General features: G+C 47.3%; 8 protein-coding genes. All 8 read left to right on the plus strand.

Annotation, left to right across the window (positions count from 1 at the left end):
- Positions 1 to 253, plus strand: a 253-nt coding sequence (locus tag ACLFWI_RS18790) for a hypothetical protein (RefSeq protein ID WP_446414176.1), incomplete at its 5' end; no start/stop codon positions are given.
- A gap of 380 nt (positions 254 to 633) precedes the next feature.
- Positions 634 to 2,091 carry a GAF domain-containing SpoIIE family protein phosphatase gene (locus ACLFWI_RS18795; protein WP_446414181.1) on the plus strand — a complete coding sequence of 486 codons (1,458 nt, stop codon included), beginning with the start codon at positions 634 to 636 and terminating at the stop codon, positions 2,089 to 2,091.
- A gap of 24 nt (positions 2,092 to 2,115) precedes the next feature.
- On the plus strand, positions 2,116 to 2,355 hold the full coding sequence (locus ACLFWI_RS18800) for a hypothetical protein (protein ID WP_446414177.1): 240 nt from the start codon (positions 2,116 to 2,118) through the stop codon (positions 2,353 to 2,355).
- Positions 2,356 to 2,399: 44 nt separating this feature from the next.
- Positions 2,400 to 3,791, plus strand: a complete 1,392-nt coding sequence (gene argH / locus ACLFWI_RS18805) for an argininosuccinate lyase (RefSeq protein ID WP_446414178.1) — start codon at positions 2,400 to 2,402, stop codon at positions 3,789 to 3,791.
- Positions 3,792 to 4,018: 227 nt separating this feature from the next.
- Positions 4,019 to 4,213, plus strand: a complete 195-nt coding sequence (gene petP, locus ACLFWI_RS18810) for a cytochrome b6f subunit PetP (RefSeq protein ID WP_446372796.1) — start codon at positions 4,019 to 4,021, stop codon at positions 4,211 to 4,213.
- Between the two features lie 32 nt (positions 4,214 to 4,245).
- Entirely contained in the window at positions 4,246 to 5,346 is a 1,101-nt protein-coding gene (locus tag ACLFWI_RS18815) for a Get3/ArsA fold putative tail anchor-mediating ATPase NosAFP (RefSeq protein WP_446407104.1), read from the plus strand.
- A gap of 289 nt (positions 5,347 to 5,635) precedes the next feature.
- The gene (chlG, locus tag ACLFWI_RS18820) at positions 5,636 to 6,616 is read left to right on the plus strand and encodes a chlorophyll synthase ChlG (protein ID WP_446414179.1); all 981 of its coding nucleotides are present in this window, start codon (positions 5,636 to 5,638) and stop codon (positions 6,614 to 6,616) included.
- Positions 6,617 to 7,474: 858 nt separating this feature from the next.
- Positions 7,475 to 9,856 carry a M48 family metalloprotease gene (locus tag ACLFWI_RS18825; protein ID WP_446414180.1) on the plus strand — a complete coding sequence of 794 codons (2,382 nt, stop codon included), beginning with the start codon at positions 7,475 to 7,477 and terminating at the stop codon, positions 9,854 to 9,856.
- Positions 9,857 to 10,660: the final 804 nt, after the last annotated feature.

The following is a 10,660-nucleotide window of genomic DNA, read 5'->3' on the forward strand; positions in this document are numbered from 1 at the left end:
AAAGTCCAATTGTTGCAGCGAAATACTGGACTGGTATCAACAGTTGGATTGTCAAACCTCGTCTAACCGCAGAGCGGCGCGGTTTGACCTCTATCCCCCTCCGGGTTGCTTCGCTGAACCCGGAGTCCCACGAGTATTGCGATGGGTTTTGTCCGATATCAGCGGTGGTTCTATTATCCTGGTTGAAGAAAAGGGTAAATGTACCTTTTATTTTCCAATCGATAGAAAAAATGGGGGATTCCTGAAGAGGTAATCTTGATTTTGGATGCTTGATTGAAGACTAAAAACAAGAAATAGTTTAACTCATCCCCCAGATGGACGTTGGCAGAATACTCAATTGGCGCTATGATTGACACCTAAAATCAGTCAAATCCTTATATAATAACCGGAACAGACTTCAGTACAGCGCCAAAGACCAACAGCGTTAAGATAGGATGTCATCGGGATTTTCCCACGCTTTTTATATTGTCCTATTCATGCCTGCAAGAAGGCTGTCCGGACGTTTCCAACTTACTTATGGAAGCGTGGATGGTCAAAAGTGTTTCAATAGCTACTTGAAGACCATAAGTGTAGAGACTACCTGCGATTGGACTATATCCTTAGTAAAAAGTGATGCTCCCCAACCCTGATGTGATGACAGCACGCCCCTTCCCCAGCCAAACCCCTAATTCAGCGAATGGCACACCCTATATCGCCGCTTCTGACAGAACACCCGTTTCCGCCCTGAAAGAACTTGTGGCTTGCTTGCACCGAGAACAACATAAAATCCAAGATTTGTTAAGCTCACTGGGATTTGCCTTACGCAGCTTCAACAATTTGAATCAATTTTTAGAATTAATTCCCTTGATGTCAGCACGGGTAACCGATACGGAGGGAGGCGCATTGGTTTTGTTAAAACCAAATGGTAAACTCCGGCTAGAACAGATGCATTGCCAAGATAATCAAGAGTGTCAAACCTTGCGTCCAGCACTTGAACGGGCAACTCAGACGATCACCACTCAAGGCAATGAGGATGGAAAATCGGCAATGAGTCCAGAACAGTTGGACGCAATTTGGTCATCGTTTGACGATCAGGTCAATCGCTATTTAGACAGAGATATTCGGTTATTTAGCACACCGATTTTGATTAAAAATGTCGAACGCGGGCGTTTGTATGTGTTTACTGATGACCTGAATTATAGCTGGACGCCAACTCGACAGAAGTTAGTGCGTTTGGTAGCCGATCAAACAGCCGTGGCGATCGCGAATGATGAACTGACTGTAGAACTTCGCAAAAAAGAACGCTTAGATCGAGAGTTAGAAATTGGCGCGGAAATCCAATTACGCCTCCTCCCCCGTCAATGTCCCTCGATTAAAGGAATTGAACTGGCGGCGCAGTGTCAGACGGCAAGTCGAGTTGGTGGAGACTATTATGATTTTATTCCCACCAACTACGATCAGCTTCGTTCTATACAGCCTTGTGATAGTCAAACGATCGATAACCACAAAACCTCTGTACCCTGGAGCGTTGTCATTGGTGATGTCATGGGTAAAGGTGTACCAGCCGGCTTGATTATGACAATGACGCGGGGTATGTTGCGAGCAGAAGTGCTAAACCGTCACTCCCCAGCCCGCATCCTGGAACATCTAAATCGGGTGATGTATGCTGACTTAGAAAATTCCAATCGATTTGTCACCCTGTTTTATTCGGAGTACGATCCTCAAACCCGCACATTGTCCTATAGCAATGCGGCTCATAATCCCCCTTTCTTATGGAAAGCATCCACCCATTCCATCCAGCGTCTTGATACGGATGGAATGTTAATTGGCTTAGAGGCAGATTCTCAGTATAAAGATGATCAAATCCAGCTTGATGTCGGAGACACGATTATCTATTACACTGATGGATTTACCGATGTCGCCAATCAACATGGCGATCGCTTTGATGAGGAAAATCTGATTGAAGCCTTTAGGTGGGCGTGCGAACATCGCCAAGGCTCCCAACCCATCCTAGATTACCTGTTTGAGCGGGTGGGAGAGTTTATGGGCGGGAAAAACCGTAACGGAGATGATATGACCTTGGTCGTGTTGCAGGTAAAATCTTCCGAGTAACCTAATTTAAAGGCAATCATCGCCATGGCTGTTATGGAAGTGCAAGCTCTAACGTCTGTTGTCACTGGTCTTCATCCCCTGATTGACCTGGTGAGTCCATGGCTAACCGATGGACTGGTGTTAGCCCAGCAAGTTGAAGATCCGGATATTTTGGGTCAAATTCAACAGGCGTTCAATAATTTCATTGAATCGGGTCAAGTCTGGGCATTTTTAATTGGTTTAGTTATCGGTTATATTTTTCGGGGGATGAGTTCATTTGGGTAATTTGTCCTTTGTCATTTGTCCTTTGTCATTGGTGAATCGGTATTGTGACGGAACAAACAACATGGAGTCAGCGATTTGAATCAGCACTACATCCGGCGATCGCGGTTTTTAATGCGAGTATTGGGTTCGATATCGAACTGATTGAGTATGATCTGACGGGTTCAGTGGCTCATGCGAAGATGCTTGCCCATACGGGAATTATTTCAGCCCCTGAAGCGGAACAACTGGTGAACGGGTTAGAACAAATTCGTTCAGAATACCGCCAGGGAAAATTTAACCCCGGTATTGACGCTGAGGACGTTCATTTTGCCGTGGAACGACGCCTCACCGAAATTGTTGGCGATGTGGGGAAAAAGCTACACACGGCGCGATCGCGAAATGACCAAGTTGGCACAGATACCCGACTCTATCTGCGGGATCAAATTACCCAAATTCGGACTCAGTTGCGAGATATGCAAGGGGTTTTGCTTACTATGGCTCAATCCCATGTCGAAACCCTAATCCCCGGCTACACCCATCTCCAACGCGCCCAACCGTTGAGTTTAGCTCATCATTTGCTGGCGTATTGGGAAATGTTGCAGCGGGATTGGCAACGATTGGGGGAAATTTACCCGCGGGTGAATATTTCTCCTTTAGGGTGTGGGGCGCTAGCGGGGACAACATTCCCGATTGATCGGCACTACAGCGCCTCCCTGCTCGACTTTGGTGATGTCTATCGCAACAGTTTAGATGGGGTGAGCGATCGCGACTTTGCCATTGAGTTTTTGACGGCGGCGAGTCTGATTATGGTTCACTTGAGCCGACTGTCGGAGGAAATTATTCTCTGGGCGTCTCAGGAATTTGGCTTTGTTACCCTCAAGGATAATTGCTCGACAGGTTCGAGTATTATGCCGCAAAAGAAGAACCCGGATGTGCCGGAATTGGTACGGGGCAAAACGGGGCGGGTGTTTGGGCATCTGCAAGCGATGTTGGTGCTGATGAAGGGATTACCGTTGGCGTATAACAAGGATTTGCAGGAGGATAAAGAGGCAATATTTGACAGCGTGAAAACAGTTAAAGGATGTCTGGAAGCCATGACAATTCTGTTAGGGGAGGGGTTAGAGTTTTGTCCTCCGCGTCTCGCCTCAGCCGTAGCGGAAGATTTCGCCAACGCTACCGATGTGGCTGATTATTTGGCAAGTAAAGGGGTTCCCTTCCGAGAAGCCTATAACTTGGTGGGTAAAGTGGTGAGAACCTGTCTAGGGGCGGGTAAACTGCTCAAAGACTTAACTGTGCCAGAGTGGAAAGAAATCCATCCCGCCTTTGAGGAGGATATTTACGACGCGATCGCACCGACTCAGGTGGTTTCTGCCCGTAACAGTTACGGGGGGACAGGATTTGAGCAAGTCCGACGCGCCTTGGCAGAAGCCCAGGAGCGGATGGTAAGTGGGAGATGAAGAGAGCAGGGGAAGCAGAGGGAGCAGGGGAAGCAGGGGAAGCAGGGGAAGGAAACCTTGGTCGGGGCGGGTTTAGTTAAGTTAGTGGTTGGAACCGCAGGGTTAGTCGTCAAACCCGCCCCTACATGTTCAAAACTATCTCATCGAAGCTTGTAATCGGGTCAAAACTTCCCAGATTCCGGTACACTTTGGAATGGTTCATCCTATTAAAAGTACTAGCAGCAATAATGGAGATTGGTCAAAAAGTTCAAGTTTGTCGTCTCAGAGACCGGGTGTCGGGCGATATCGTGAATAAACTAGGGAAAGTGGGCATCGTCAAAGACTTTAAAATGACAGATGGCAGCGGTGTCGGTGCGATCGTCGAATTTGACGACAACACGGCAACCTGGTTTTTTGAAGATGAACTCAAACCCGTCAGTTAGTGACGACTTCCCCAGCAGCGTCCAGCAAAATTATGGCTTTTATTCTCACCTTTTTAGGCAAAGGCGGCACCGGTCGCACCACAATTGCGATCGCGGCGGCTAAAAAATTCGCAAATCTTGGTCAGCGTGTCCTTTTAGTCGGGCAAGATCCTACCCCGGCGTTTGGACTGTTACTGGGAACATCCCCTAGGGCTGATCCGACGGAGGTGGAACAAAATCTGAAAGCAGTTCAGCTTCAGTCTACCCTCCTCCTGGAACAAAGTTGGGAAGAGGTGAAAAAGCTAGAGGCGGAGTATTTGCGATCGCCAACGCTGAAAAATGTCTATGGTCAAGAATTGGGCATTTTACCGGGGATGGATAGTGCTTTAGCCCTGAATGCGATTCGCGAGTACGATGCCAGTGGTGAGTATGATGTGATTATCTACGATGGCAGCGGCGATCAAGCCACATTGAGGATGCTGGGGATGCCAGAAATTCTCAGTTGGTATTTTCGCCGCTTTCGCCAAATCTTTACCGAGTCGGATCTGGGTAAGGCGATTTCCCCGTTTATCCAACCCGTTACCAGTGCCATTCTTAATGTGACCTGGACACCCGACGATTTTGCCAACAAACCGACTCAGCAAACCAACCAAATACTAGAGCAGGGCAAAACCGCTGTGGCTAATCCGAATCGGGTGGCGGCGTATTTGGTGACAACGGGAGATACGGCGGCTTTAGCGACGGCTAAGTATTTCTGGGGGAGCGCCCAGCAGGTTAATCTGACGGTGGGGGGGGTTCTGTTGAACCAAATTCCAGCAACGGATACGTTAGCGGCTGAATTTGCCCCGTTAACGGTTAGCGCCTTACCCCAGTTATCTCAGGTGGCTGATTGGCAACCGTTGATGGATGCCCTACCTGATTTTAAACAAGCGGTGCAAGCGCCTAAATCTATTAGCATAGATGTGGCGAATCGTCAAGTCAGTTTATTTTTACCGGGCTTCGACAAAAAGCAGGTGAAACTCACCCAATATGGTCCAGAGGTGACGATTGAAGCTGGGGATCAGCGGCGTAATATATGGCTTCCGCCCCAATTGAGCGGTCAAGCGGTGAAAGGGGCGAAGTTCCAAGATCGGCATTTAATTATTTCGTTCTGATTGTCTTATGTCATTCGTCGGGGCGGGTGTAGGGTGCGTTAGCGCAGCGTAACGCACCATTTCAAACGATAATAGTTAAACCTGCCTCTACGTATCGGTTAGGGCGGGTTTTGAGGTAGCGTTATCATTAATAGCGAAATTCTCTAAAACCCACCCCTACATAATCACGCACCAGGTTCTATAGAGGATCGCCACGGGTCAAATCGGGGCGGGTTTAGTCAAGTTAGTGGTTTGATCCGGAACGTTATTGGTAAAACCCGCCCCTACACACTCAAAACTCAATACTAAAATGTCTAACTCTCCCTCAACCGAACAAACTGATAAAACAGGTAAAACCCGGCAACTTCTAGGCATGAAAGGTGCCGCCCCCGGTGAAAAATCTATCTGGAAAATTCGTCTCCAGTTAATGAAACCGATTACCTGGATTCCCCTAATTTGGGGGGTTGTCTGTGGCGCAGCGTCGGGCGGTGGATATACCTGGACGCCAGAAGATATCCTGAGAGCGGTGACTTGTATGTTACTATCGGGTCCGTTGATGGCAGGGTATACCCAAACCCTGAATGACTTTTATGATCGCGAATTGGATGCGATTAATGAACCCTACCGCCCAATTCCCTCTGGGGCAATTTCGGTGCCTCAAGTGATGACTCAGATTGTCGTGCTATTGCTGGCGGGTATTGGTGTGGCCTATGGGTTAGATCAATGGGTGGGTCATGAGTTTCCCACGTTAACCTGTTTAACGCTTTTTGGGGCGTTTCTTGCCTATATTTACTCAGCGCCGCCCTTGAAGCTGAAAAAGAATGGTTGGCTGGGAAACTATGCCCTCGGTGCGAGTTATATTGCCCTTCCCTGGTGGGCGGGTCATGCTTTATTTGGGGATCTGAATTGGACGATTGTGATTGTTACCCTGATTTATAGTCTGGCAGGCTTAGGCATTGCCGTGGTTAACGACTTTAAGAGTGTCGAAGGCGATCGCCAATTGGGGCTCAAGTCTATTCCGGTGATGTTTGGCGTGGGTACAGCTGCTTGGATTTGTGTGCTGATGATTGATATCTTTCAAGCCGGGATTGCTGGGTATTTAATTAGCATTCACCAAAATCTCTATGCGGCGATACTATTGCTGTTAATTGTGCCTCAGATTACATTTCAGGATATGTATTTTCTGCGATCGCCCCTGGAAAATGATGTGAAATATCAAGCCAGCGCTCAACCGTTTTTGGTTCTGGGGATGCTGGTTGCAGGGTTAGCGTTAGGTCATGCAGGGATTTAGGGGTCAATCTGGTAATGATTCGTCTTGATCCTGCCAATTGCGGATGTCACCTGAATTTCAGAACCTGCCAAGGCTAACAAGCGACTGACTATTTAGACGGGGGCGAGTCGAGATAGGTTAATTCTCGCACCGAACATTTGTGCAGCGACTCGCCCCTACAGCCTACACCCTACAGGTTGTTATATTTTTACAGCATTGCAGTTAGAATTCAACAATTCCTTATCGAAGATGACAATCTTGACAATCCTCCTCTGCCCAATCCTAGCCCACTACTTTAAACAGCGCTTTGGACGACAAACCCTCTGTCTCTTCTCCATCTATTTTACCGCCTAAAAAAACGGTGAAGGATTCACCCGTCAATAGGGAAAAAATAGGATTGTCTGGACGTTCGCCACAGAAAAATTATCCAGGAATTTAAATCAACCAAATTCCTCGATTAATCCGGACAAGCATTTACCCTGAATGTGGAATCTGAAAATGTTTCCCTATTGGCTAGTTCACCGTTTTAATCCCTCCCATTTTATGTAGAAATTCAATGAACTAAAATCACGGAATTAAACTCATTAGCGCCCACACAACTATGCGAATTGTTTCAACAGTTTTGAGTATAGCCAGTTTTTTCTCTGGCGAAAGGCTTAATTGTGAAGTTGCAATGAATCTTTTTCAATTTGATGTAAAGTTAAGGTAAACTTTATATAAAGTTGTGGAAAAATACTGATCAAGAAACGATAAACGTGAACCTCGCCCCTACACAAAACTTTACAATGACAGGATGAGACAACTCCCCGCGATTAATCCCGGATGAAATATTCTCGGCAGGACAGCTTATTGTAAAAGAGCAGGGTAGAATGAACGATTATGGCATCTGTACCCAATCCCTCCCTCGATGCTGGTTTAGCGGCTCTCAAAGAAGGCAATTACGATGTGGCGATCGCACATCTAGAAGGCGTCTGCGAATTTGAGTTAGATGAAGCTATTATCTCCCGCGCCAGTGTCGCCCTAGTCAAGGCTTATCGCCGCAGGGGTGATACCCAAAAGGCGATCGCGCTTTGTCAAACCCTTACCCAAGATCTCAATCCCAAGGTGCAACAATGGGCGACAAATACCTTACCGGAACTCATGGCGGAATCCCCCCCGCCAGCCAATCAGACGGGGTTTACGCCAGAAGAAGACAATTCAGCGAATCCTACCGGATTTGTTCCCCTCAACTCGCCCTCCTCCCCAACCAAACCGGGAACGATTAAACAGCGGTTAACTGATTCTGCTAAACGCCTATTTACAGGTGACAAATCGCGGCAAAATCCGCCAGGAAACCAACCTCCTCCTCAACCCTCATCCCAACTCCCGGTGGCTTTCACACCCCCTTCAGCACCCTCCGTCTTTTCCGCCAGCCCTCGGTTTCGCAACTTAGGGCGTGCGGAAAACTGGCGTCCGTTCAAACGCCCGAAATTAAAGCGATTGGGGCTAATTGGAATTGCAAGTGCGATCGCCTTTGCTTGGGTGCTGCGTTTCTGGTTAAAGTTTTTAATGGCAACCACCAATACTATATTGGTGCAATTGCCGCTATTATCACCGATTCAATGGTTCTACCGTGATCCCACTCAGGTTTTAGCTGTTTTGGCTATCTTGGTGCTAATCGTCTCTCCCTGGTTAATGGATTGGCTATTAAAACAGGTGTATGGATTAGAACCCCTCTCCGTCAGCCAACTCTCGGCGCGATCCTCAGAATCGGCTAAAGTGATCCAACGGTTTTGTCGTCAACGCCGTTTACCGTTACCGACGCTGGGTATTTTACCCACACAAGCGCCGTTAGCGATAACTTATGGGAATTTGCCTCGCACGGCTCGAATTGTCGTTAGTCAGGGCTTATTGACACAACTCGCTGAAGATGAAATAGCCACGATCTATGGGGCTCAGTTGGGGCATATTGTTAACAGGGACTTTATCCTCAGTTCTCTAGGCACATTAATTCTCCAGTTTCCCTATCTCCTATATCTATATGTAGCTCAAGGGGGAGAACAGTTAGCGGAGTGGATTCGGCGCAAATACCCCGCCACTCAAAGAGTGTTACCGCCTTTGTGTTTAGGGATTACCAGTATTATTTCCAGCTTAGGTTACGCCACCTATTGGTTACTGCGCCTCCCCCTGCTATGGTTTTCCCGGATTAGAATTTACTATAGCGATCGCGTGGCGATAGAAACCACTGGAAATCCCAATGGGTTAACCCGGGCGCTATTGAAAATTGGCTTAGGGATGAGTGATGCGATACACAAAGCCGGTCAAACCCGCCCCTTGTGGGAAAGCTTTGATTTAATTTTACCCGTAGGATACCGACAAGGATTACTTTTAAGCAGTTGTTCGCCCCATGTCCCCTTTGAACGGGTTTTACAGTGGGAATGTACCAACCCTTACCGCCACTGGTTAATTATTACAGCGGCTCATCCTTTATTAGGCGATCGCTTGCATTTGTGCGCCCGTTATGCTTACGAGTGGCGGTTGGGGACAGAATTAGATTTACCCATACCACCACCACCCATACGGGATAATAAAACACGCTGGTTGAAACTAATTGATAGTTATAAAGCTTTTCCCTTATTCCAAAGTGTTATATTAACTGGATTCGTTGTCGGTGTTGTACTGCGAGTGGGATTCTGGTTACTCGGTATTCTCAGTGATTGGCTATCTCGCTGGTGGATAACTGGATTCTGGCGGCTAATCTGGTTACACAATGCTGGGTCATTTCTGGAGGCTTGTATCTTAATTGCATTTAGCCTAAGTATTATTCTCTGGATTAATCGTTATTTTCCCGATATCAAACCTGCGGCGATTCGTCACCAACCCAGTTTAGAACAAATGCTAGCTGATCCGAATGCGTTACCCTCTACCCATCAACCTGTAGAATTTACAGGTAAACTTTTAGGGCGGCGCGGATTGCAGAATTGGTTAGGCGTGGATTTAATTATCGAAACGGATAGCGGGTTAGTTAAACTGCATTACTTTTCAATTTTAGGTTCTCTGGGTAACTTACTCCCTCTGGGAACTCGCCCCAGTGATTTAGTAGGTGAATCGGTGACAGTAATGGGTTGGTTTCGGCGGGGGGTTACACCTTGGATTGATGTGGAAACATTGAGTACATCAGACGGGAAAGTCAGTCGCGCTCATTATCCATTATGGTTAGTTATTTTGGCTGTGGTGGCGGCGATATGGGCATCCTATTTAATTTGGACATTACCTGCATAGATGTTTGTCACCCCCGTTTACCACGGCGATTAAAATCGGAAGTATGTCAAATGTCGCTAAATTCATCCTTTTGTAGGGGCGGGTTTAACTACTAACATTTGTTGTCACCCTGATATAACTAAACCCGCCCTTTTGGTAGGGGTGAGTGAGCCTTTGTCACCCCCGTTTACCACGGCGATTAAAATCGCTGCTACACAAACCAAGTCCGCCTACGCGGACTGAGTTATAACGGGGGTGGCTAACCCTGATTTGGTGTAACATTTTTTGTCGCCTTAATGTAGCTAAACCCACCCTTTTGTAGGGGCGGGTTTAACTACTAACATTTGTTGTCACCCTGATATAACTAAACCCGCCCTTTTGGTAGGGGTGAGTGAGCCTTTGTCACCCCCGTTTACCACGGCGATTAAAATCGCTGCTACACAAACCAAGTCCGCCTACGCGGACTGAGTTATAACGGGGGTGGCTAACCCTGATTTGGTGTAACATTTTTTGTCGCCTTAATGTAGCTAAACCCACCCTTTTGTAGGGGCGGGTTTAACTACTAACATTTGTTGTCACCCTGATATAACTAAACCCGCCCTTTTGGTAGGGGTGAGTGAGCCTTTGTCACCCCCGTTTACCACGGCGATTAAAATCGCTGCTACACAAACCAAGTCCGCCTACGCGGACTGAGTTATAACGGGGGTGGCTAACCCTGATTTGGTGTAACATTTTTTGTCGCCTTAATGTAGCTAAACCCACCCTTTTGTAGCAGGGGGTTTTCAAAGTCCGGGGGAATCTTTAAAAGAAAAGTGAACTTTTCCC

Origin of the sequence: Coleofasciculus sp., from assembly GCF_046539235.1 — a bacterium.
GTDB lineage: Bacteria > Cyanobacteriota > Cyanobacteriia > Cyanobacteriales > Coleofasciculaceae > Coleofasciculus.

What these genes read in the sequence shown, in the direction of transcription:
- ACLFWI_RS18815 (WP_446407104.1), top strand. Translation starts at nt 4,246, where the DNA reads ATGGCTTTTATTCTCACCTTTTTAGGCAAAGGCGGCACCGGTCGCACC.
- petP (WP_446372796.1), top strand. Translation starts at nt 4,019, where the DNA reads ATGGAGATTGGTCAAAAAGTTCAAGTTTGTCGTCTCAGAGACCGGGTG.
- ACLFWI_RS18825 (WP_446414180.1), top strand. Translation starts at nt 7,475, where the DNA reads ATGGCATCTGTACCCAATCCCTCCCTCGATGCTGGTTTAGCGGCTCTC.
- chlG (WP_446414179.1), top strand. Translation starts at nt 5,636, where the DNA reads ATGTCTAACTCTCCCTCAACCGAACAAACTGATAAAACAGGTAAAACC.
- ACLFWI_RS18800 (WP_446414177.1), top strand. Translation starts at nt 2,116, where the DNA reads ATGGCTGTTATGGAAGTGCAAGCTCTAACGTCTGTTGTCACTGGTCTT.
- ACLFWI_RS18795 (WP_446414181.1), top strand. Translation starts at nt 634, where the DNA reads ATGACAGCACGCCCCTTCCCCAGCCAAACCCCTAATTCAGCGAATGGC.